The organism is Streptomyces sp. NPDC002793 (assembly GCF_040295485.1).
In the GTDB taxonomy this organism is placed as follows: Bacteria; Actinomycetota; Actinomycetes; order Streptomycetales; family Streptomycetaceae; genus Streptomyces.
The window spans coordinates 14862-37102 of record NZ_JBEOVL010000053.1; the positions used below are offsets into that span (position 1 = coordinate 14862).

General features: G+C 69.1%; 13 protein-coding genes. 8 read left to right on the forward strand and 5 right to left on the reverse strand.

Annotated features, from left to right (window positions below; genetic code table 11):
- The first annotated feature begins 442 nt into the window (after window positions 1-442).
- Window positions 443-1204, forward strand: coding sequence for a thioesterase II family protein (locus ABT001_RS31740; protein WP_351284732.1), 762 nt, complete (start codon window positions 443-445; stop codon window positions 1202-1204).
- 150 nt (window positions 1205-1354) lie between these two features.
- On the opposite strand, the gene ABT001_RS31745 is transcribed toward ABT001_RS31740, so the two are convergent.
- Together ABT001_RS31745 and ABT001_RS31750 are read right to left on the reverse strand one after the other, a co-directional pair.
- On the reverse strand, window positions 1355-3820 hold the full coding sequence (locus ABT001_RS31745) for an MFS transporter (protein WP_351284734.1): 2466 nt from the start codon (window positions 3818-3820) through the stop codon (window positions 1355-1357).
- Between the two features lie 199 nt (window positions 3821-4019).
- Window positions 4020-4463 (reverse strand): SRPBCC family protein, encoded by a 444-nt coding sequence (locus ABT001_RS31750; RefSeq protein ID WP_351284736.1) that lies wholly within the window; start codon window positions 4461-4463, stop codon window positions 4020-4022.
- A gap of 148 nt (window positions 4464-4611) precedes the next feature.
- Between ABT001_RS31750 and ABT001_RS31755 the strand changes: the two genes are divergently transcribed.
- The 3 genes from ABT001_RS31755 to ABT001_RS31765 all read left to right on the forward strand — a co-directional run bounded on the left by ABT001_RS31755 (window position 4612) and on the right by ABT001_RS31765 (window position 7850).
- Window positions 4612-5655 (forward strand): Rv2578c family radical SAM protein, encoded by a 1044-nt coding sequence (locus ABT001_RS31755; protein WP_351284738.1) that lies wholly within the window; start codon window positions 4612-4614, stop codon window positions 5653-5655.
- 127 nt (window positions 5656-5782) lie between these two features.
- Window positions 5783-7402, forward strand: a complete 1620-nt coding sequence (locus tag ABT001_RS31760; protein ID WP_351284739.1) for an alpha/beta hydrolase — start codon at window positions 5783-5785, stop codon at window positions 7400-7402.
- Between the two features lie 82 nt (window positions 7403-7484).
- Window positions 7485-7850 carry a GNAT family N-acetyltransferase gene (locus ABT001_RS31765; RefSeq protein ID WP_351284741.1) on the forward strand — a complete coding sequence of 122 codons (366 nt, stop codon included), beginning with the start codon at window positions 7485-7487 and terminating at the stop codon, window positions 7848-7850.
- Window positions 7851-8023: 173 nt separating this feature from the next.
- Here the strand turns inward: ABT001_RS31765 and ABT001_RS31770 are convergent, their stop codons facing one another.
- Window positions 8024-8332, reverse strand: coding sequence for a hypothetical protein (locus ABT001_RS31770; protein ID WP_351284742.1), 309 nt, complete (start codon window positions 8330-8332; stop codon window positions 8024-8026).
- 80 nt (window positions 8333-8412) lie between these two features.
- Window positions 8413-8679, reverse strand: coding sequence for a hypothetical protein (locus tag ABT001_RS31775; protein WP_351284744.1), 267 nt, complete (start codon window positions 8677-8679; stop codon window positions 8413-8415).
- A 209-nt stretch (window positions 8680-8888) separates the two neighbouring features.
- On the opposite strand from ABT001_RS31775, the gene ABT001_RS31780 reads away from it, so the two are divergent.
- Window positions 8889-12197, forward strand: coding sequence for a type ISP restriction/modification enzyme (locus ABT001_RS31780; protein WP_351284746.1), 3309 nt, complete (start codon window positions 8889-8891; stop codon window positions 12195-12197).
- 11 nt (window positions 12198-12208) lie between these two features.
- On the opposite strand, the gene ABT001_RS31785 is transcribed toward ABT001_RS31780, so the two are convergent.
- Window positions 12209-12619, reverse strand: a complete 411-nt coding sequence (locus tag ABT001_RS31785) for a hypothetical protein (protein ID WP_351284748.1) — start codon at window positions 12617-12619, stop codon at window positions 12209-12211.
- Between the two features lie 271 nt (window positions 12620-12890).
- Here ABT001_RS31785 and ABT001_RS31790 point away from each other — a divergent pair, with 271 nt between their 5' ends.
- The 3 genes from ABT001_RS31790 to ABT001_RS31800 all read left to right on the forward strand — a co-directional run bounded on the left by ABT001_RS31790 (window position 12891) and on the right by ABT001_RS31800 (window position 22231).
- A complete protein-coding gene (locus tag ABT001_RS31790; protein ID WP_351284749.1) occupies window positions 12891-14057 on the forward strand; it encodes a serine/threonine-protein kinase in 1167 nt (388 codons plus the stop codon).
- A 70-nt stretch (window positions 14058-14127) separates the two neighbouring features.
- Window positions 14128-17022, forward strand: coding sequence for a DEAD/DEAH box helicase (locus tag ABT001_RS31795; protein ID WP_351284750.1), 2895 nt, complete (start codon window positions 14128-14130; stop codon window positions 17020-17022).
- Between the two features lie 82 nt (window positions 17023-17104).
- Window positions 17105-22231: a class I SAM-dependent DNA methyltransferase gene (locus tag ABT001_RS31800; RefSeq protein WP_351284752.1), complete on the forward strand. Its 5127-nt coding sequence runs from the start codon at window positions 17105-17107 to the stop codon at window positions 22229-22231.
- The last annotated feature ends 10 nt before the right edge of the window (window positions 22232-22241 follow it).

Consider the following 22241-nt stretch of genomic DNA (forward strand, 5'->3'; position numbering starts at 1 on the left):
TCGTACGAGCGATGTGTGATCACGTTAGGCATGCCGCCGACCCGCCGACAAGGGGCTATCCCTACACCGCCCGGTGGTGTCGCCCACCCCCGGACTCGTTGTCGGGTGAGCTCCGTGAACTACACGCAACGGCGGAGTGGCGTCATCTATTCGCGCGGTTCACCGATCTGCGGGTTTCCACACACGTGAAAGGAACAGGCCATGTGATTGCCGAGAGGTGACGAAGCACCTAACCCTCCGTTGCACACTTCTCACATCGTCCGCGGGGTGGCGCTCCGGCTTCCCCTGACCGCTGGACTTATCGGCGCGGACGAGGGAACAATGGCGCAGTCGGTGCCACACCGACACACGACTTCCGGACTCCGCAGGCGCATCCGCCGAAAAGCAGGAATGCCCTCGCGTGGGTGTTCCGCCGTCACGTGCCCACCGTCGAGGAGTAACCATGGTGAACCACGCCGTCCACGTCGCGGGTGGGGCGATACAGCGGTTCCATCCGTCCCCCGGCGCGGAAGCGGCCCTGGTGTGCTTTCCGCACGCCGGTGGTGCGGCCAACTACTACCGGCCGTTCTCCGCCGCGCTGCGTCCTGACATCGACGTTCTGGCGGTCCAGTACCCCGGGCGACAGAACCGCTGGGCCGAGCCACTCGCCGGCACCGTCGATCAGCTGGTCGACGACAGCGTGGAGGCACTGGGTCCGTGGGCGGGCCGGCCACTGGCCCTGTTCGGGCACAGCATGGGAGCAGTGGTCGCGTACGAGGTCGCCAGACGGCTGACCGCGTCAGGCAGTCAGCCCGTCACTCTCGTCGTCTCCGGCAGTCGGGGACGGGATGACGGGCGGACGCGTGAGGTGCACCTGCGGGACGATGACGGCCTGATGGCCGAGATCAGGTGGCTGGGTGGGACGGACATGCGCGTGCTCGAGGATCCCGAGATGCGTTCCCTGCTCCTGCCGACTCTCCGCGCCGACTACCGGGCTGTGGAGACCTACCGGCACGCCGACGGGCCGCGGCTCTCCTGCCCCGTGCTCGCCCTGGCCGGTGACAGCGATCCGGTGGCCTCCCCGGCCGAGATGCGCGACTGGGCCGACCGGACGTCGGCCCAGTTCGACCTCATCAGTTTCAGCGGCGGCCACTTCTATCTGACGGACCACTCCGCGGCCGTGGCGTCCGTCGTGAGCGACCACGTCCGGGCACTGACCCGCTGAAGGCGGGGACGCGGTGCCTGGCGGCCTCCGCGAGAGGTACCCGTCCGGGTACCAGCGGCGACGGCGAAGGTGCGGAAGCCCCGTCTGCCGCCTTGAGCGAGGCGGGTCCGCGGCGCACCGCACACCCGCCCGGCGTTCAGTCCTCGTGGCTCAGTCCTCGTGGCCCAGCTGGAGATCCCGTTCGGTCCTTCCCCCGCCGGGGAGTTGGAGCACGGTGGCGACCGGCGGGTAGCCGGCGGCGATGACGGTGTACTCACCGGTCGACAGGTCCACGAACCTGAACGCCCCGTCGGAGCCGGTGGTGAGGGTGTCGACCACGTTGCCCGCCGCGTCCAGCAGGGTGACCCTGGCGTCCTCGACGACCCGCCCGCCGGGGGCACGCACGATCCCGCGCAGTACGGCTCCGCCCGCCAGCTCGATGTCCTGCCTGGTCTCCCGGGCCGCCTGCACGCTGACCGGGAGGGCGGCGGGGCGGAAGGCCGGGGCGCTGGCCGCCAGGGTGTACTCCCCCGCCACCAACTCGCTGATGACGTAGGAGCCTTCGCGCCCCGTGCGGGTCGTCGCGACGACTTCGCCCCGTACGTCGGTGAGCGTGACCGCCGCGTCACGGACGGGGGCGCCGTCAGGTGTGACGACCGCGCCTGCGAGCCGTCCCGCGCCGCCCAGGACCACGTCGAGCTCCACCGGCCGGTCGCTGACGGTCACGCTGACGGCCTGCGGCTGGTGTCCGCCCGCGGCGGCGATCAGGACGTAGGCACCGGCCGCGGGCGCCCTCAGCGCGTACCGCCCGTCGTCTCCGCTCGCCCCCCGTCCGACCTGGCGCCCCTGGCCGTCGATGAGGGTGAGCGCGGCACGTCCCACCGCCGTGCCGTCGGGGTGCTGGACGCATCCGCACACCGGGACCCCCGGGAGGGGGCCGGGCTGCGGCGGGCCGGGGTCGGTGCGGGCCATGGGGATCGTGGAGTGCGCGACGGTCGGTTCGGGGGCCGTCTGAGGGGTGTGGTGGGACACCAGCGGTTTCTCCTTGAGGAAGAAGGCGAGGAACAGGCCGAGCAGGAGCACCGGCACCAGGTAGAGGAAGATCCGCGGCATCGCGTCGGCGTACGCCTGGATGTAGGCGTCCCGCAGCGCGGGTTCCATGGAGTGGACCAGCTGCGGGGTGATCGACTCCGCGTCGGGCAGATCCGCGCCGGAGGGGAGCCGCACCCCGAGCGCGTCCGCGAGCCGCCCCGCGAACAGGGTGCCGAAGATCGCGGCGCCGACACTGCCGCCGATCTGGCGGAAGTAGTTGTGGGCGCTGGTCGCCGTGCCGAGGTCGGCGGGGCGTACGGAGTTCTGCACCGCCAGCACCAGGATGGACATGACGAGACCGATCCCGATGCCGAGTACGGCCTGCCAGATCCCGTACTCCAGCGCCGAGGTGTCGGTGTCGAGCAGGGAGAGCAGCCACATGCCGACGGCCGACACGGCTCCGCCCACCAGCGGGTAGACGCGGTAGCGGCCGGTGCGCGAGACCAGCTGTCCGGAGACGACGGAGGCGATGACGATGCCACCCATCATGGGCAGCATCAGCAGTCCGGACTCGGTGGCGGACACACCTTCGACCATCTGGAGATAGGTCGGCAGATAGCTGGCCGCGCCGAAGAGCGCGACCCCGACGACCGCGCCCACCAGCGAGGTGACGTTGAAGACGGAGTCGCGGAACAGCCGCAGCGGGATGATGGGTTCGGCGGCCCGGTGCTCGACGACCAGGAAGAGCAGGGTCGTTCCGGCAGCCCCGGCGGCGAGTCCCAGAATGGTCCGGGAGCCCCAGGCGTACTCCGTGCCGCCCCAGCTGGTGAGCAGCACCAGGCAGGTCGACGCGACGGCCAGCAGCAGCGCCCCCAGGACGTCGAGGCGGGGGCGGACCGCCGGCTTGGGCAGCTTCAGCACGATCGCGATGACGGCGAGCGTGACGAGGCCGAACGGCACGTTGATGTAGAAGCACCAGCGCCAGGAGGCGTGGTCGGTGAAGAAGCCGCCGAGGAGCGGTCCGGCCACCGAGGCGAGGCCGAACACGGCCCCGATGAGGCCCATGTAGCGGCCCCGCTCCCGGGCGGGGACGATGTCGGCGATGATCGCCTGGACGCCGATCATGAGTCCGCCGCCGCCGATGCCCTGGACGGCCCGGAAGGCGATGAGTTCGTCCATGGTGCGCGACCAGCCGGCCAGGGCGGAGCCGATCACGAAGACGACGATCGCGAACTGGAAGACGCTCTTGCGGCCGAAGAGGTCGCCGAGCTTCCCGTAGAGCGGCAGCCCGATCGTGGAGGCGAGCAGATACGCGGTGACCGCCCAGGACATCTTGTCCAGGCCGTGCAGCTCGCCGACGATCTTCGGCAGCGCGGTGGCGACGATCATCTGGTCCAGCGCCGCGAGCAGCAGGGTGAGCATCAGCCCGAGGAAGACCAGCCGGATCCTGCGGGGGCTGATCTCCCCCGGTGCGGTCGTTCCGGCGGCGGACGTCGGCGGGGGCGGCCCGTACTCCGCCACGGTGACCGGGTCCGCACGGGACCCCGGCGGCCCGCACTCCGTGCCGCCCGGCTCGTCCTCCACCAGAGTGATCCCACCCACCACGTGACGCTCCCCTCATCGCACTGCGCCGCCCATTTGTCGCATCAGCCAGCAAGGCTGGGCAAACGCGACCGGGCGTGCGTACGGCGCGCGCAGAGGGCTTATGCGCCGGTGGGAGGCGTTGCGGCGCACAACCGGCCACCCCGGAGAACCACTCGTTCCGGTGAGGCCGGCCGTGACGTCAACAGCGCGGAGAGCAGGGTTACTTCTCGACCTCGGTGGCGAGGTTCTGCAGCAACTCGTCGTAGATCCGGGCGAGTCCCTTGGGCGCGAAGGTCCGCTCGAAGAACCCGCCGATGCCGCCGGCACCGTTCCACACGGTCGTGACGACGGCCTTGGACCGGCCCTCGCCGGCCGGAGTGACGGTCCAGGTGGTGACCATCGTGGAGTTGCGGTCCTTCTCGATCAGCTGCCCGTCCGTGGGCTCGGTGACCTCCAGCAGACAGTCGCGGACCCGCTTGCTCGTGGCCTGGAGCTTCCAGTGGACGAGGGTGCCTTCACCGTCTCCGCCTTCGCGCACCTCGTACTCGCTGAAGTGCCCGGTCAGCACCTTGCCCCGGACCTCCTTGTAGTCGGCCAGAGCGTCGAACACCGTCTCCGCGTCCGCCGCGATGATCCGCTCCGTCGTGGCCTCGACCTGCGCCATGCCTGTTCCTCCAGCACTCGGTTGTTCGGGGTCGTGCTGAGCCAACCACCCCGGGGGCGGCCCCTCAAAATCGGGGCCGGAACTCCGCCGCACACGATCAAGGGAACACATGTTCTATTCTCTGCGGAGTGCTACCAAGGAGGCGCTCATGCGCTGGGACAATCTTTCAGAAAACACCACAAAGGCAGGGAACAGTGCGCTCTTCGCCGCGGACGCGGTGACGACGCGCACCTTCGACACCCCGGAATTCAAGGGAATCACGTTCCACGAGATCCGGGCCCGCTCGATCGTGAACCGGGTGCCCGGGGCCTCCCGCATGCCGTTCGAATGGACGGTGAACCCGTACCGGGGCTGCACCCACGCCTGTGTGTACTGCTTCGCCCGCAGGACCCACAGCTACCTGGACCTGGACACCGGTCTCGGTTTCGACTCCCAGATCGTCGTCAAGGTCAACGCCGCCGAACTGCTGTCCCGCCATCTGGCCTCCCGCCAGTGGCACGGCCAGCACATCGCGATGGGCACGAACGTCGACTGCTACCAACGTGCCGAAGGCCGGTACCGGCTGATGCCCGGCATCATCGCGGCCCTGCGCGACCGTGCGAACCCCTTCTCCGTCCTCACGAAGGGCACGCTGATCCTGCGCGATCTCGACCTGCTGCGACAGGCCGCCGAGGTCACCGAGGTCGGCGTCTCCGTCTCCGTCGGCTTCACCGACCCCGAGCTGTGGCGCACGGTCGAGCCGGGCACCCCCTCCCCCGAGCGCCGTCTGGACGTCGTCCGCGCCATGGCGGACAACGGGATCGGCTGCGGCGTGCTGATGGCCCCCGTCATCCCCTTCCTCGGCGACCACCCCGACCAGCTGCGCGCCACGGTCCGCGCCGTCGCCGCCGCCGGTGCGACCTCGGTCACCCCGCTCGTGCTGCACCTGCGGCCCGGCGCCCGTGAATGGTTCATGCAGTGGCTCGCACGTCACCATCCGCACCTGGTGCGGCGCTACGAGCGGATGTACGCGGACGGGGCGTACGCACCGACCTGGTACCAGCGGGGTATCACCCGCCGGGTGCACGAGCTGGCGGCCGAGTTCGGCATCGGCCCGGCCGACCGGGGCGGCGCCCGCCGCATCGACCGCGCGACGCCGGCGGGCCGGGCGGAGGGACAGGCACCCGGCCCCACCCAGCTGACACTGCTCTGACCGCACCGGCCTCCCGGACCCGAACGGGTCAACTCTCGACGCCTTGCGTCCTTCCGCACCCCGGGCTGGGAAGCATGCGGCGGGGGCTGTGCCCCCACAACCCCATCGCCGCATCAAGGGAGGCCCTATGACGAAGCGCGCAGGAATGGTCGTCGCCGTCGGCGCCACGGTCGCGGGCCTGGTGGCCGCTGCGCCGTCCACCGCGTCCACGCCGTCCGCGTCCACGTCGTCCGCGTCCACGTCGTCCACCGCGTCCGCCGGAACGGCTCCTGCCGTCGCGCCGCTCAAGTGGACCGGCTGCGGGACGAAGTCGTATCCGGCCCTGCAGTGCTCGACCGTCCGCACCCCGCTCGACCATGACGACCCGTCGGGCCGGCAGATCACCCTCGCCCTCTCCCGGATCCCACACACCGCGAAGACCTCGCAGGGCCCTCTCCTGGTCAACCCCGGCGGCCCCGGCGGCAGCGGGCTCTCCATGGCGGGCTTCGTGGCGGGCTCGCTGCCCGCGAAGCTGGCCGCGCAGTACGACGTGATCGGGTTCGACCCTCGCGGCGTCGGGAAGAGCACCCCCGCCCTGGACTGCGTACCGAAGTACTTCGAGCCCGTACGCCCCGACAGCGTGCCGGACTCCTACGAGGCGGAGAGGACCGCGCGTGACCGGGCGGCGTCCTTCGCCGCAGCGTGCGGCGAGAAACACGGCGACCTGTTGCCGTACATGGACACCGTCAGCTCCGCGAAGGACCTCGACGTCATCCGCCGGGCCGTCGCCGCGCCGCGGATCAACTACCTCGGCTACTCCTACGGCACCTACCTGGGCGCGGTCTACGCCAAGCTGTACCCCGAGCGCGTACGCCGCCTGGTGCTGGACTCGGTGGTCGACCCGGACGGTGTCTGGTACGAGGACAACCTCGGCCAGGACCACGCGTTCGACGCCCGCCACAAGGCCTTCGCCGCATGGGTCGCGAAGCACGACGCCACGTACGGGCTCGGCAGCGACCCCGCGGCGGTCGAGGCCGCGTGGTACCGCATGCGGGACGCTGTGAAGGAGCGCCCGGCGGCCGGCAGGGTCGGCCCCGGCGAGCTCGAGGACACCTTCATGCCCGGCGGTTACTACAACGGCTACTGGCCGCATCTCGCCGGGGCGTTCGCCGCGTACGTGAACGACGGGGACGAGAAGGCGCTCGCCACCGCGTACGAGAACTTCGCGGCCGTGGGCACCAGCGGCGACAACGGGTACTCCGTCTACACGGCCGTCCAGTGCCGCGACGCCGGCTGGCCCCGGAACTGGAACACCTGGCGCAACGACACCTGGCGGACGCACCGCAAGGCGCCCTTCATGACATGGAACAACACCTGGTACAACGCCCCGTGCGCCACCTGGCCGGTGGAGCCGCTGAAGCCCGTACGCGTCTCCAACGACAGGATCCCGCCCGCACTGATCCTCCAGGCCACCGACGACGCGGCGACGCCCTACGAGGGCGGCGTGACGATGGCCCGCAAGCTCAAGGGTTCATCGCTCGTCGTCGAACAGGGCGGCGGCAACCACGGGATCACCCTCAGCGGCAACGACTGCCTGGACGCGCACCTGGTGGACTACCTCACCGACGGCACCCTCCCCACCGGCGGCGGCAGCGGCGCGGACGCGTTCTGCGACGCCCTGCCAGAGCCGAAGGCCACCCCGGCCACGAAGGCGGCCACGGACACGAGGGGCAAAACCCTGCACGGCCTGCTGGGATTCCGAGGCTGACAGCCCCGGAAGAAACCCCGGGCCAGACGCCGGGGGCGTACGGCAGGATGGACCGCATGCCCCCGGCGTACGTGTGCGCATCATGACCCTGGACGACTACACGGCTGTGGCGGAGATCCGGGTGCGTGGCTGGCAGAGGGCGTACGCCGGGATGATCCCGCAGGCGTACCTGGACGCGATGGACATCGCTGCCGACGCCGACCGCCGGCGTACGCACCTCACGGCGGAGGGCGGCGCGGTCAACCTCGTCGCCGGGCCGCCGGACACCCCGGTGACGGGCTGGGCCTGCTGCGGCCCCTGCCGCGACGAGGACGCCGACTCCAGCACCGCCGTGCTGTACCCGCTCTACGTCCACCCGGCCCGTATCGGCACGGGTACCGGGCGCGCGCTCCTGGCCGAGGTGACGGCGCGTGCCCTGGCGGAAGGTTTCGCGCGCATCACGCTGTAGGTCCTCAAGGACAACGCCTGCGCCCGCCGCTTCTACGAGCGCGTGGGCTTCCGCCCGGACGGCACGGAGGAGAGCTTCGAGGCGCGCGGCGCGACGGTCCCTGAGGTCAGGTACGTGCGCGCACTGACCCCGCCACCCACGCCCCGGCCGCCCGCGTAGACCTTGCCCTGCCGTTACGACGAACCGGGCACAGGCACGTCGACCTTGAACAACGGCCGGTCGAACCCATCGGCGAACTCGAGGGTGCCGGGCTTCGCGTCGGGGACCATCAGGACGGTGGTGGCATGGACGAACTCGTCCGGGTGGGGGGCCGGTTCGTCGAGGAAGCTGTTCTTCTCCACCCCGAGCCCGGCGCAGTCCGTCCCGATGACCTGGTCGACGTTCTCCACCTCTCCGTCCTCCCCGACCAAACACGCTCGCGCCAGGCAGGACGCGTCGAACTCCGTGCTGCCCGAGTTCTCGACCTTGAATTCGAGACACACGTAACCGGTCTGGGGTCCGCGGTCGACGGTGACAGATATTCGCCCCGGTCCAGCACATCGGCCTGCTTCAGCACCATGAGTCAGACCTCGGCGGAGCTCGCCGGCGCACCGAGGGTCTCGTCGGCGGGAACTACGACGGAAAGCGTGTCCCCCTGTTCGAGCGTCTCCACGTCCTCGGGGGACGGACCTGCCGCGACCGATCCGGACGCCACTGCCTCCCAGCCCACCGCGCCGGAGACACCGGGGCAGGCCAGCAGACAGATCACCGTGGCGGCCCCGACCGCCGTCACCAACACGCGTCCGCGCGCCCTACGCCGTTTGTTCTGCATGACCGTCCCTTCGGGCATCCCTCCCACCTGCTTCCGACCGGATCGCGCCGACCGCAGATCGGCAGGGGCACGGGACGGAGAGCGCCTGCGCATCACGACGCGCTGGGGTCGACCGGGTCGACAGATCACGCACAGCTCACCCTTGACGCACCGTTGACAGTGCGTATCCGAACGCCAACCATACGTAGCGGGGACCAATGCAGCTGACTCGACCCGTGGGGGGGCACATGTCAGAGGGGCTGTACGGCTGGCTGATCGCTGCTGTGTCGGAGTTCGGCAAGGCGTCGAAGGCCAAACTGTCCGGCGGTGGCAGCCCCGAGGCATCGATACGCGGCCCGCTCGAATCCCTGCTCAAGACCGTCGGAGAAAGGCAGCAGCAGCACGAGGTCAGCTGGCACGACGAGTACTCGCTTCCGGACCTGGGCGTCCGGCCCGACTACGCCGTGCGGGCCGGCGGTGAACTGACGGGCTACATCGAGCTCAAGAGGCCCGACCTCTCCGTGGACCCCGGGTCGTTCAACAAGACCAACCGAGAGCAGTGGGAGAAGCTGCGCAACCTTCCCAACGTGCTCTATTCCAACGGCACCGAGTGGCGGCTGTTCCGCGATGGCCAGCAGGTCGGAGAGACGGTCTGGTTCAACGGCGCCCTGAAGAGCGCGGGCATGGCCTTGGCCCCGGCCGACCCCGCCGCCTTCGACGCGCTGCTCAAGGTGTTCCTCAACTGGAAACCCCCGGCGATCTCCAACGTCTCCAGATTGGTGCAGCATGTCGCCCCTCTGTGCAGACTTCTCCGGTCGGCCGTACTGGAGCAGTTGGCCGCCGAACGAAAGTCGTCCGCCGCGGAGGACGACCTGCGGGCCCGGCCGTTCACCGGCCTCAAGAACGAATGGCGCAGACTGCTGTTCCCCACGGCCGACGACGCCACGTTCGCGGACGGTTACGCCCAGGCTGTGACCTTCGCGCTCCTGCTCGCACGCTCCGACGACATCCTCGTGCGGGATGCCGCGCTCCATGACATCGGCCGCAGACTGGACGCCGACCACGCCCTCATGGGCCGGGCGCTCCAACTGCTCACGGACCACGTCAACGACCGCTTCCGAGTGACGCTGGAACTGCTGCAGCGCACGATCACAGGCGTGAACTGGCCCGCCATCCGGGCCGGCAACCGGGACGCGTACCTCCACCTGTACGAACACTTCCTGACCGTGTACGACCCGGCTCTGCGTCAGAAGAGCGGCTCTTACTACACACCGCACCAAGTCGTGGAGGAGATGGTCCGGCTCACCGAAGACGTGTTGCGCACCCGTCTCGGACAGCAGGCAGGCTTCGGTGAGGACGACGTACGCATCGTGGACCCCGCCATGGGGACGGGCACGTATCTGCACACGGTCATCGAGCGGGTGGCCGAGCAGGCCGCCGACCGCTACGGCCCCGCGATGACCCCCGACGCCATAGCCCGGCTCGCCACGCGTCTCTACGGTTTCGAGTTACAGATGGGCCCCTACGCCGTGGCCGAGCTCCGCGCTTCGGACCTGCTCAAGCGCCACCGCACTCCGGTGCCCGAAGGCGGGCTCAACCTCTTCGTGACCGACACCCTCGACAACCCCTTCGTCGAGGAGGAACAGTTGTACACGTACGACGCCCTGTCCGCCTCACGGCGGCGGGCCAACCGCATCAAGGCAAACACACCGGTGACCGTCGTGATCGGGAACCCGCCGTACGACGACAAGGCGGAGAACCGTGGCGGCTGGGTCGAGAAGCGCGGCGACGGCCAGGAGGCACCGCTCCTGGACGACTTCCGGCAGCCGGGCAACGGCCGGTACGAGCACGTGCTCAAGAACATGTACGTCTACTTCTGGCGGTGGGCCGCCTGGAAAGTGTTCGACGCCCACGAGACGGATCGCCACGGAGTCGTCTGCTTCATCAGCCCGTCGGGCTGGACCACGGGGCCCGGCGGGCGCGGGATGCGGGAATACCTGCGCCGCACGTGCGACGAAGGCTGGATCATCAACCTCTCGCCGGAAGGGCAGCGGGCGGATGTCGCCACACGGGTGTTCCCGGGGGTCGCTCAGCCTCTGGCCATCTGCGTCTTCGTACGCAGGGCCACGTCGGACAGTGCCGGGCGTCGCGCGGCTCGGGTGCACTACCGTTCCGTGACGGGCAGACGCGACGAGAAGTTCGAGCAGTTACGCGGGATCCAGCTGGATGGCGAAGGCTGGCGGGACACCCATCCAGACGGGGTGCGGCCCTTCACTCCCGCGACACAGTCGGGATGGGACGAGTATCCGGCTCTGGACAGCGTGTTCCTGTGGGGTAGTCCGGGCGTCAAGGCGAACCGGTCCTGGGTCAGCAGCCCGTCGCCCGAAACCTTGCGGCGCCGGTGGGCCCGTCTCGTACGCGAGGCGGATCTCCCCAGCAAAACGGAGCTCTTCAAGATCACGCCGGACCGTACGCTGACAGGCGATCAAGAGCCGCTGGCAGGCCACGCGCACCGACCGCTCCCCATCGCGAAGGAATCCCATCTGCGACCGAACATGATCCGGACAGCGCTGCGCAGCTTCGACAGACAGTGGCTCATCGCGGACAACCGTGTGCTCGATCGCCCACGCCCGGACCTCTGGGCCTCGCTCCAGCCCGAACAGCTCTTCCTCAACGAGCAGTCGTCCCATGAGATCGGCTCAGGCCCGGCCGTCGTGGCCACCCACCTCATCCCAGACACGCACCACTTCAACGGCCGTGGCGGCCGTGTCCTGCCGATCCTCCACCCCGACGGTTCACCCAACATCGCGCAAGGCCTCCTGGCTCACTTGTCAGACGTGATCGGCGGGGAGCCGATACCCCCTGCCGACCTGGCCGCCTACACCGTCGCCGTCACCGGTCACAGCTCCTTCACCGAGCGCTTCGCCGAGGAGCTGCTCACTCCCGGAGTACGCCTGCCACTGACCCGCGAACCGGGGCTGTGGCGCAAAGCCGTGCTCCTCGGCAGGGAAGTCCTATGGGCCTCGACCTACGGCGAGCGTTTCGTCTCTCCCGACACCGGCCGCCCACCCGGGGCAGTCGAGTTCCCCGCCGGGGACGAGCGGCAGGTTCGCTATCTCACCCACATCGGCAGCGGCGTTCCGGAGCGCATGACGTACGAGGCCGAGACACAGACCCTGTACGTCGGCGCGGGCGCCTTCGCGCCTGTGCCAGAAGCAGTCTGGGCCTATCACGTAGGCGGCATGAAGGTCGTGAACAAGTGGTTCGGTTACCGCAAGGCGAAGCCCACCAGCAAGCGGACGAGCCCGTTGGACGACATCCACGTGGACAACTGGCCGGCGGAATGGACCAAGGAACTGATCGAACTGCTCTCCGTGCTCCGCCGCCTCACCGACCTCGGCCGCGCGCAGTCCGAACTCCTCACAGACATCCTCGCCGGCCCTGTAGCCACACACTCCGAACTGACCGCAGCCGGGGTGCTGCTCAATTCGGAGACCGCCCGCAAGCCGCGACACCGCCCGACGGGCGGATTGTTCGGGGCTGACGATCTCACGTAGCTGGGGCAGGCTCAGGCAGTGCGCCGCGCCGCCCCTCGCCTGGCCTCCTCGAACGAGACGACTCCCTGAGCAAGCCGCCGAACGGCGAGGGTGAGCTGCGGCGCCGCCCTCTCGTGCTCTTCCACCATGCGGGCCACCTCGCTCAGGCGCAGTTCCGACGACTCGTACAGGCGGCGGTAGTGAACGGCGGCCCCGAGAGCGGTGGCGCCCAGCCAGCCGTCCCGCCGCTCGGTCAACTTCAGCCAGCTCAGCAACGGCTCATCACGCTGAACCTGCCCGGGATCGATCCCTCGCGCGACGGCAGCCTCCGCATCGGCCGTGCTGCTGCCCGGATCGCGCTGGGGAGCGGCGACCAACTCCGCGAGCAGCCCCCATTGCGCTTCGGCGAGGTCTACGTGGGGTAGAGGGGCGGAAAATTGCATGCCCACATGCCTAGCACATGGCCTCGATTCCTCGGCTCTGTGCCAGGTTTTTACGGAGGATTACCTGCGGCACGGGCGTAAAGTGGCTCAGTTCACCAATGACGCCGTAAGCCCGAGAAGCCGACCATCGGACCAGCCCTGCGAATCAGGCCCACCCGTCTCCGCCGATCGATTACCGTATCCATGCGGACATACGGACAATCCGCCTGATCAGGCCACCATGGCGCTCGACGGATCGGCCGACTGCAAGGACCAAGGACCAGGGACCAACGTGCACACGACTCCCCTCAGCCCCGAGGACCCCGCGGAGCTCGGCGGCTTCGAGCTGCTCGGGCGGATCGGCCACGGAGGTATGGGGCAGGTCTTCCTCGGCGAATCGCAGGGCGGCGAGCCGGCGGCCGTGAAAGTGATCAAGCCGGCCGTGGTGGACTCCGAGTCGCGGCAGCGTTTCGCGCAGGAGATCGAGATCCTCAAGACGGTGTGGGGGCCGCGTATCGCTGCCTTCCTCGGTGCGGACCCAGAAGCTGAGCAGCCCTGGCTGGCGACCGAGTACGTGGACGGTCCGGATCTCGGCAAGCACGTCACGGCTCACGGCCCCCTGCCGTCGCTCCTCGTCGCCTCACTCGGTGCGACGCTCGCCGAGGCGCTGGCCTCGGTGCACACCCAGGGGCTGCTGCACCGCGACCTCAAGCCGGCGAACATCCTGCTCGGCCCCAACGGACCCAAGGTCATCGACTTCGGGCTCGCCGTCTTCGCCGAGTCGAACGTGTCACTCACCGCGCCCAACCAGGTGGTGGGCACCCCTGTCTGCATGGCCCCGGAGCAGGCGGCCGGCGTCAAGCCGCTCACCGGCGCGGTCGACGTGTACGCGCTCGGTGCCCTGCTCCTGTACGCGGCGACCGAGCACTACCCGTACCAGGGGGCGACTCCGCTCATGGTCTTCCACCAGACGACAGACCCTAAGACCCTCCCCGACCTCAGCGGCCTCCCCGCCGAGCTCACCCCGCTGCTCACGGCGATGCTCGCCCAGGACCCCACGGAGCGACCGGCACTTCCCGAGGTGGTCAGCCGTTGCAGGGCGGTCATCGAGGCCCAGGGCATGAAGGTGGCGCAGGCCCGCCGCAAGTTGACCGCGTACACGGCGAGTACCGCACCGCACAACGTCGCCCCCGAGCCCCTGCCCGCGCCCACCGTGCCGCCGACGGTGCCGTTCGCGGAGCTGCACACGATCACCGCTGCCGAGCCCGCACCACAACTGCCGGAGCCCACGGTGGAATCGCCCGCTCCCACCGCACAGGAACCACAGCCACAGCCGGTGTCCCCGGCCCCGAGCACACGCCGCCGCGCGCCCGCTCCCCGCACCCTGCGCCACTCCGCCCAGGCCCGCCGGACCGCCGAGCAGCTTCGCAAGGCCTATGCCGCGAAGACCCCGTTCTGACCGACGGACGCGGGGAGCACCGCACCCTGGCATCACAGCCACACCACCATCACCATCCAGGAGGCCGCGGGTGACCGCCGACCAGAGCACCACCACCACGTCGAGCGACAAGGACGCCCAGTACCCGCCGGGCGCCCAGATCCTCGTACGCGACGAGGTGTGGCTCGTGCGGACCACCACCCGCACCGAACACGACGGCGCCCGGATCGAGGCCGTGGGCGCCTCGGAGTTCGTACGCGACCGGGAGGCGGTCTTCTTCACCGAGCTGGACCGTGTGGAGCTGATCGACCCGCGTGAGACCGAGCTCGTACGCGACGACTCACCGAACTTCCGCCGCTCGCGCCTCTTCCTGGAAGCGGTACTCCGCAAGACGGCTCTGCCCCAGTCGGAGCGCGGTCTGGCGCTGGCGGACCAGTTCCTGATGGACGCGCTCCCCTACCAGCAGCGCCCGGCCGAGCTCGCGCTGTCCGGCCGCAACCTGCGTCCCCGCCTCCTGATCGCGGACGTCGTCGGTCTCGGAAAGACGCTGGAGATCGGGCTGACCCTCGCGGAGTTGATCCGCAGGGGCCGCGGTGAGCGCATCCTCGTCGTCACCCCGCAGCACGTCCTCGAACAGTTCCAGCACGAGCTGTGGACCCGGTTCGCGATTCCGCTGATCCGCCTGGACTCGGTGGGCATCGAGCGCATCCAGCGTGAGATCCCGGCCGGCCGGAACCCGTTCACGTACTTCAAGCGCGTGATCGTCTCCGTCGACACCCTGAAGAACACCGACCAGTACAAGCACCACCTGGAGCGGATCAACTGGGACGCGGTCGTCATCGACGAATCGCACAACCTCATCAACAAGGGCTCCCTGCGCAACCAGCTCGCCCAGATCCTCGCCCCGCGCACCGACGCCCTGATCCTGGCCTCCGCGACCCCGCACAACGGCAACGCCCGCTCGTTCGCGGAGCTGATCTCCCTCCTCGACCCTGCGGCGATCAGGGACGCGGAGAACTACCGCGCCGAGGACATCAAGCACCTCTTCATCCGGCGTACGAAGGTCAGCCCCGAGGTCCGCGACCAGATGAAGGGACAGTGGGCGGACCGCGGCCCCTCACAGTCCGTACGCTGCTCCGCCACCCCGGCGGAGGAGAAGATCTTCGAGGAGCTGGCCGAGGTCTGGCTGCCGACGGACGGCCGCCCGTCGGTGAGCGATGTCCCCCTCTTCCCCTACACGCTCCTCAAATCGTTCCTCTCCTCGCACGCGGCATTGAAGGCGACCGTCGCCGCGCGCATCAAGACGTTGGAGAAGAAGAACGCCCCCCAGGGCACGGCGGCCGAGATGGCGGCGCTGTATCGGCTCCGCGAACTCGCGGCCGGTATGACGGAGGCCGACTCGGCGAAGTTCGCCGCACTCGTCGAGCAGTTGAAGGCGATCAGGGTCGGCCCGAAGTCGGACGCGCGCGTCGTCGTCTTCTCCGAGCGCGTGCAGACCCTGGAGTGGCTGCGCACCGTGGTGCCGGCCGCGCTCGGCTTCCGTACCGGCAAGGCCGCCGAAGCAGCCGCCCGCGTCATGCACGGCGGGCTCTCCGACGAGCAGCAGATGCAGTGCGTGGAGGACTTCGGTCTCGCCGACACCCCCGTACGCATGCTGTTCACCGGTGACGTGGCCTCCGAGGGTGTCAACCTGCACCGCCAGTGCCACCAGCTGATCCATTACGACGTGCCGTGGTCGCTGATCCGCATCGAGCAGCGCAACGGCCGTATCGACCGTTACGGCCAGGCACACCAGCCGCAGTTCCGCGCACTGATCCTCACCAGTGAGGTGGAGGGCGCGAAGGACGACACCCTCGTCGCCGAGCGCCTGCTGGACCGTGAGGACGAGGCCCATCGGGCGCTGGGCACGGCGGAGGCGGTGTCCGGGCTTTACCGCGCGGAGGCCGAGGAGAAGTCGCTCATCCAGGACCTGCTGCGCGGGCGCACGGTCGACGAGTCACTGGCCGCCCACAACGCCTCCTCGGCCGACGACGACGCGGGCATGGACGACTTCCTGGCGGACTTCTTCGGTTCGGTGGGGGACGAGACTCACGCGGACTCGGACCGTACGGATCCCACGCAGGCCGGGCACGGCGGCGGAAGCGTGCCGCAGGCGCGTGTGCCCCGGCTGTTCACCTCCACCCGTGAGTTCTTCGACGAGGCGTTGCGCGAGGTGTTCCCCGACGCGCAGGACCGGCTGGATCTGTCCATGGACCAGGAGTCGGGCCTGATCTCGTTCCGGCCGCCCGCCGATCTCGTCCACCGTATGAAGGCTCTCCCGCTGGACTACGTGCGCGAGCAGCGTCTGCGCGAACGCCTCCTGGTGACGCTCAACCGCCGCCTGGCCGAGCACTCCCTTCAGCGGGCCCGGGAGTCCTCGACGTCGAGCTGGCCGGAGATCTCGCTGCTCACGGAGCTGCACCCGGTGGTGGAGTGGCTGACCGACAAGGTTCTGGTACGCCTCAACCGCCAGGAGGCGCCGGTCGTCACGGCGGCGGTCGACCGGGCGACGTACCTCGTCCAGGGCATCTACTCCAACGCGCTCGGCCGGCCGACCGTCGTCAAGTGGATGGCCGTCACCGGTGACGGCTCGGTCGACGACGACATGGTGGCCGTCCTGCACCGCGCCGGAGTGGGCCCGTCGATGGCCAACCCGATGCAGGCGCACGACACCGCACGCCTGCGCGAGGCGGTCCCGGACGTCCTGCACGCCGCGGAGACGTTCCTGGAGGAGCACCGCGAAGCCTGGGACGAGCCGCTGCGCGAGCCCATCGAGAAGTACAAGCTGCGACTGGGTGAGTGGAAGCAGCCGACCCTCGCGGAGGGCGGCGCGTCACTCGCGGGCGACCACGCGAAGGAGCGGCTCGCCTCGCTGGCCGATTCGCTCCTCACCACCGGCCGCCCGATGCTGCGGGTGCTGGCCGTCCTGGCGCCGACGGCGTCATGAACCCCGCCGTCACGCCGGCCTCCGCACGCCGGTCATCGCCCCTTCTTCCCTCCGCCTCCCGTTCCCGCGAAGGTTCTGACTCATGACGTACGACTCCCTGATGAACCGCGGTGAGTACTTCTCCGCCCACTATCTGGCCGAGGTACTGCCCAAGGACCTCAAGTCCGGGCTGCTCGCGGAGTGGAAGCAGCGCGAGGACGAGGCGGCGGAGGCGCTGAAGGCCGCCGCAGAGGCATCCGGCGCCGAGGCTGAGCCGGCCGCCGACGCGCTACCGGTCACGCCCCGCGCCGGGCTGCGCGCCCTGCGCCGCCCGTACTTCCGGGCCCGTTCGTACTTCGCCCTCGGCGAGGAACACGACGCCACGGAGTCCTCAACGACGGCCTCGGCGAGTGACGACGACGCCGTCACATACGCGTCCCCGGAGTGGCGGGAGCGCGTACGCGCACTGAACGCGGACGTCCTGCGCGCCCTCGGTTTCGACGCCAAGCCGCGCACCATCACCGTGGAGCGGGCGGAGCAGTCGTACGAGGTGCGGGTCGCCCACTTCGAGAAGGGCCTCGTCGCCCTGGACTGCGGCTGGTCCGCCGAACCGGACGCCGCCCTCGACCCGAACGGTCCCGGCCGTCTGCTGGAACAGCTGGTCCTGGACGGCCAGCACCGGGTGACGACGGGCTCCAAGCTCGCCTCGTTCCTCTTCGCCTGCGAGGACGCCCCTCGCTATGTCCTGCTGCTGGTCGGCGGTGTCGTCGTCCTCGCGGACCGTGCGGCCTGGGGCGAGGGCCGGTACCTGGCAGTGTCCCTGGACGCCGCCCTGGAACGCAACGACACCAAGGCCGGTGGCGAGCTCGACACCGTGGCGGCCCTGTTCGGCGCCGACTCGCTCCGTACACCGGAGGAGGGCGGCGAGAACCCGCTCGCCGGACTGGTCGACAAGTCGACGAAGCATGCGGTCGGCGTGTCCAGCGAACTCCGCGACGGCCTGCGCATCAGCGTCGAGCTCATCGCCAACGAGGTCCTGGAGCGCCTGCGCGATCAGGGCGTCCGCCCGGAGGACGTCAAGGAACTCCCGGAGCTCGGCCGCCAGCTGACCCGCGAGTCGCTGCGCTTCCTCTACCGCATCCTTTTCCTGCTGTACGCGGAGGCGCGCCCCGAGCTCGGCATCCTGCCCTCCGACTACCCCGAGTACCAGCAGGGCTACGGCCTGGCCCGCCTCGGCGACCTGGTCGCGGAACAGGACCTGGTGGACGAGAAGTCCCGCCGCGGCTTCTACCTGTACGAGTCCCTGGACCTGCTCTTCCGCAAGGTGCAGGAGGGCTACCGCCCGCGCCGCACCCACGGGGCACCTTCGTCCCCTGCGGAGAAGGCGTCCGAGGACCTGGGCCTGCGCTTCGAGCCGCTGCACTCCAAGCTGTTCGAGCAGGAGTCCATCAAGCTGATCGGCGAGCGGGCCGTCCCGGACCCCCGCCACGACGCAGACGAGCCCGGCTCGGAGCGCTTCCTGGACACCCGCCTGCGCAACGCCACCCTGTACCGCGTGCTGCGCCTGCTGATGCTCACGCGTGGCAAGCGCAAGGAGCGCGGCGGCTTCATCTCGTACGCTCAGCTCGGCATCAACCAGTTGGGCGCGGTGTACGAGGGCCTGATGTCGTACTCCGGTTTCGTCGCGGGCGAGGAGCTGTACGAGGTCGCGAAGAACGGCGACCCGAAGGACGGCTCCTGGCTGGTCCCGTCCTCACGGGCCGACGAGTACGCCGACTCCGTGTACGTACGCGAGCGCGACGAGTACACCGGCGAGGAGCGGCGCATCCGGCACGCGCCGGGCTCGTTCGTGTACCGCCTCTCGGGACGCGACCGCCAGACCTCGGCGTCGTACTACACCCCGGAGTCCCTGACCAAGGTCACCGTCCAGCTGGCGCTCCAGCACCGCCTGGACCAGGACGACACGGTGACTCCGGCACGGGAGATGCTGGACTGGAAGATCTGCGAGCCGGCGCTGGGTTCGGGGGCGTTCCTCAACGAGGCGATCAACCAGGTGGCGGCGGAGTATCTGCGGCGCCGTCAGGACGAGTTGGGCGTCGCGATCGACACGGAGAAGTACGCCCAGGAGCTCCAGAAGGCCAAGGCGTACATCGCCCTGCACAACTCCTACGGCGTCGACCTCAACGAGACGGCCGTGGAGCTGGCCGAGGTGTCGCTGTGGCTGAACACGATGCACCCCGGCATGGAGGCCCCCTGGTTCGGCCTCCACCTGCGGCGCGGCAACTCCCTGATCGGCGGGCGGCGTGAGGTGTACGGCCCGGAGCGCCTGAAGAAGGGCGGCTGGCTGGGCACCACCCCGGAACGCTTCCCGCTGGCGGACGCGGTGACCGGTGCGGAGCTCCCGGAGGGGGCGGTGCACCACTTCCTGCTCCCGGCGAAGGAGTGGGGCGCGGTCGCGGCCGAGAAGGAGGCCAAGGCGCTGGCGCCCGAGGCGGCGAAGGCGCTGGGCGCGTGGCGGAAGGCGATCACGAAGTCCCCGAGCGCGAAGCAGACGGCACGGTTGCAGGGGCTCGCGCGGCGGGCGGAGTACCTGTGGGGCCTGGTGGTGCGCCGCCTGGAGATCTCGGAGCGGGACATCTCGCGCCGGATCGACGTGTGGGGCGCGGAGGAGGGCTGGCTGCGGTCGCCCGAGGTCGCGGTGCAAAGGGAGAAGGTGCTGGCGGACCTGGAGGCGGTGGACACCCCGTACTGGCGGCTGAAGACGCTGATGGACACGTGGTGCGCGCTGTGGTTCTGGCCGGTGCAGGAGGCGGCGCTGCTGGACGGCTCGGCCGAGCAGTACGCACGGCCGGCCGAGGTCGCGGGCGTGACGGCGGACCACGAGTCCGGGGTGCTCATGTCCTGGGAGACGGACGACCTGTTCGGCGAGACCACGGACTCGCGTGAGCTGACCCGGGAGTCAGTGGAGCGGCGACGCGGTACGGGTCGCCGGAAGGAGCAGATCCGGGAGCAGAGGCGGCCGGTGATACCACTGGCGGCACTGGAGGACTGGCTGGACTTCGCGGAGTCGCTGCTGGGCACGCAGGGGGTCCCGTCGGACTCACTCGTGGCGTCGTTCGCGACGCTGGACGAGCTGGAACCGTACGAGGACGCGCTGCCCGAGCTGATGGGCATGGATCGGGCGCACTGGCTGGAGAACCGGTTCCCGTGGGTGGCGGTTGCGGGGGATGTGGCGGCGCGGCAGGGGTTCTTCCACTGGGAGCTGGAGTACGCGCAGGTGTTCGCGCGCGGTGGGTACGACTTGCAGGTGGGGAATCCGCCTTGGGTGCGGCCGAAGTGGCAGGAGGATCTGGTTCTGGCGGAGCTGGAGCCTTGGTTCGTGCTGGCGGAAAAGCCTAGCGCGAAAGATTGGCGTCTACGCAAAGACGATGTGCTGGGCACGTACACGGGCGGCCAAGGTTCCCTGCTCGATGAACTAGCCACGCATGCAGGGGCAGTCGCCGTGCTTGGAAGCACCTCCGTGTATCCGCTCCTTGTCGGTACCCAAGGCGATCTCTATCGGGCCTTCATGGCGCGTGTGTGGCAGAACATCGCATCGCAGGGCACGGCAGGGCTGATTCACCCGGATACCCACTTGGCGGGGGCACGCGAAGGGCTTATCCGGGCTGCGACGTATCGACACCTTCGGATCCACGCCCATTTTGTAAACTCTGCGAACTGGGCATTTGAAGACCTAGACCGCGCCCAGCAATTCGGCATGCATATCTACGGTGCGCCGCGAGAGCCAAGCTTTCTGCACGTTAGCGAGCTTCGCGACGCTCAGGTCCTGCCCGATTCGTTGGCCCATGACGGACAAGGTTCGACACCTGGCATCAAGCACAACGGTTCATGGGACATCCGACCCCACCGCGAGCGAGTAGTGCATGTGAATACTGCACTACTCGCTAGTTGGCAGGCACTGACGGGTTCAGTTGGGGGCGCAGCGCAAACTCCACTGCTGCATCCAGTACTCGTCGGCGAGCAAGGGGCAATCGAGGCTTTGGCTGCCTACGGCACCAGCCTGGGCGACTATCAACCGATGCTCTCAAGTGGGTACCATGAAACGAACGCCAAGAAGGACGGTCTAATCCGCTGGGGCAATCAAACCGTCCCCGAGCTAGCGGATGTTGTCCTTCAGGGCCCCCACTTCGCCTTGGCGCTTCCCTTCTCGAAGGCGCCGAGGATCCCCTGCCGAAGCAACAGGGACTGGGACTCGTTTTCAGCGACCGAACTCGACGAAGAATACGTCCCGACAACAAACTACGTCCGGGCCACCGACCAAGCCACCTATCTAAAAGCTCAGGAATCATGGCTTGGCAAACCATATAGCTCTTACTTTCGGCTGGCCTGGCGCGTCATGATCCCGTTGCATACCAGCCGTAGCCTGCAGGCCACTCTAATCCCGCCGGGTCCGGCTCATCTTTTCACAGTCAGCTCCACAGCCCTGGCAGGGAATCATTTGACCGCTCTCAACGCTGGATTCTGGGCAGCGCTACCACTCGACTACCTATTGCGAATCACCGGCCGTTCGCACCTCCTAACCAGCGATGCCCGTAAGATGCCCGCCCCCGACCCCCAGCACCCCCTCGCTGCCGCTCTTCTGCTCCGGACTCTCCGTCTCAACGCCCTAACCTCGCACTTCGCCCCCCTCTGGGCAGAACTATTCGATCCCCACTGGGCAGGCTACGAGGACTGGGCAAACCCTAATTGGCCCCGCCTGGAGCCCCTCGCATTTAATCTCCAGAAAACCTGGGAGTACACCACCCCTCTGCGCACTGAGTACGAGCGACGCGCCGCTCTCGTAGAACTTGATGCGCTGGTATCTCTGTGGCTCGGAATCTCCGCAGACCAGCTCATCGCGATCTTCAAGTCCCGCTACCCACAGCTGTACGACTACGAGTCGGCAACGTACTTCGACGCGAATGGCCGTAAGATCGCAGCCGACTTCAACACTTACGGCCATGGTCAGACAAAGCAGGACTACCTCGACCTCCTCGACCACCTGGCCTCCCCCGCCACCACCCCGCCCCCTGCCGGTTACACCGCCCCCTTCTACAAGGCAGACCGCGAAACCGAGATGCGCGCCGCCCACGCGCACTTCCAGGCCCGCCTGGACGCCGAGATCGCCGCCGGCCGCTGGTCCCCGCCCGAGCCGGCCCTCACCCCGGAAAGCACGCCCGTCTCGGAATGACATGACCGCT

Coding starts and splice junctions, on each gene's coding strand:
- ABT001_RS31740 (WP_351284732.1), top strand. CDS start 443: ATGGTGAACCACGCCGTCCACGTCGCGGGTGGGGCGATACAGCGGTTC.
- ABT001_RS31750 (WP_351284736.1), bottom strand. CDS start 4,463: ATGGCGCAGGTCGAGGCCACGACGGAGCGGATCATCGCGGCGGACGCG.
- ABT001_RS31755 (WP_351284738.1), top strand. CDS start 4,612: ATGCGCTGGGACAATCTTTCAGAAAACACCACAAAGGCAGGGAACAGT.
- ABT001_RS31760 (WP_351284739.1), top strand. CDS start 5,783: ATGACGAAGCGCGCAGGAATGGTCGTCGCCGTCGGCGCCACGGTCGCG.
- ABT001_RS31765 (WP_351284741.1), top strand. CDS start 7,485: ATGACCCTGGACGACTACACGGCTGTGGCGGAGATCCGGGTGCGTGGC.
- ABT001_RS31775 (WP_351284744.1), bottom strand. CDS start 8,679: ATGCCCGAAGGGACGGTCATGCAGAACAAACGGCGTAGGGCGCGCGGA.
- ABT001_RS31780 (WP_351284746.1), top strand. CDS start 8,889: ATGTCAGAGGGGCTGTACGGCTGGCTGATCGCTGCTGTGTCGGAGTTC.
- ABT001_RS31785 (WP_351284748.1), bottom strand. CDS start 12,619: ATGCAATTTTCCGCCCCTCTACCCCACGTAGACCTCGCCGAAGCGCAA.
- ABT001_RS31800 (WP_351284752.1), top strand. CDS start 17,105: ATGACGTACGACTCCCTGATGAACCGCGGTGAGTACTTCTCCGCCCAC.